A 1,160-nucleotide genomic window follows, 5' to 3' on the forward strand; every position below is an offset into this window, starting at 1 on the left:
GCATAACCTCAAGTTCCAATATTTCACATTTATACTCAGTAGCAACGTCTTGTATAATTTCTTTCAGCCGAACGTCAACGCCCTTCACTAAAACCGAACGCCGATACTTAGGACACCAAATAACCTAGTACTTGCAAGAGTAAACTACGTTCAGGTTGCTCTTGTATTTTATGGTGTAATCGCTCATGTACTAATTATACAGATACTAGATATATAATGCAAGACAAATCTAAGTCAAAACCAACTTCCCGCTTTCCTCCCCATGGCTAAAGCGAGGGGATTCTCGCGGAGATGGGTTGATGTGCTGTTCAACGGCTTAGAGGCTGGTGGTCCTCGCCTGCTGTTCAAGGGTGGCACCTCCCTGTCCAAAGCCTTCGGCCTGATCTCGCGATTTTCCGAGGACATCGATATCACTATCTTTCGTGACGATCTGGGACAGTCAGCCGACGTGGCTGAGTTGGATGCTCTGAGCGGCAAGAAGCGCCGCGTACGTCTCGAAGCCATCCGCAATGCTTGCCAAAGCTACATTGCCGGACCATTGACGGAGCAGTTCACCCAACTCGCCACCGCCATCATTCCAGATGCCGATTTCCGGCTGAAGCCTGATCCAGAAGACAAGGATGGTCAGACCTTACTGTTCTGGTATCCTGCTGTCACGGCCACTACCGGCGACTACATCCGCTCCGCAGTCAAGATTGAGGCAGGTGCGAAGTCGGCACTGGATCCGCACGTCATAGCCACGGTCACGCCGTATGTGGCGCAGGATCTGCCCGATCTGAACCTGGCCGTGGCCAACGTCATGACTGTGAAGCCCGAGCGCACCTTCTGGGACAAGATCATCATCCTGCACGGTCTGCGCCAATGGTATGACCGCCGCGGCGAACTGCGACATGGTGGACAGCGCGTCTCGCGCCATTACTACGACATACATCAGCTAATACAGGCTATGCCTGCATACGAATGGCAGGCCGACCATGCGCTGGCGATCGATTGCGCGCACCATTCGCGGCTGTTCTTCGGCAGCGCGGATTTAGCCCATGTTTAACGCAGAGAATTTAATTTCTTTAACTATCAGTTTGTTACGACCACAAAAAAATCGGAGTGGCACTACATGCTCGTAATTTTGGTTTAACTGATCAGTTTTTTCGTTCCTCCTGGAG

At 51.5% G+C, this 1,160-nt stretch carries 1 protein-coding gene and 1 pseudogene; one reads left to right on the plus strand and one right to left on the minus strand.

What is annotated here, in order from left to right:
* Positions 1 to 187, minus strand: a pseudogene (locus IV91_RS19320) (transposase); the annotation flags it as partial.
* A 75-nt stretch (positions 188 to 262) separates the two neighbouring features.
* Here IV91_RS19320 and IV91_RS0113750 point away from each other — a divergent pair.
* Positions 263 to 1,045: a nucleotidyl transferase AbiEii/AbiGii toxin family protein gene (locus tag IV91_RS0113750; RefSeq protein ID WP_082783500.1), complete on the plus strand. Its 783-nt coding sequence runs from the start codon at positions 263 to 265 to the stop codon at positions 1,043 to 1,045.
* The last annotated feature ends 115 nt before the right edge of the window (positions 1,046 to 1,160 follow it).

This window comes from Ferrovum myxofaciens, assembly GCF_000735045.1.
Lineage (GTDB): Bacteria > Pseudomonadota > Gammaproteobacteria > Burkholderiales > Ferrovaceae > Ferrovum > Ferrovum myxofaciens.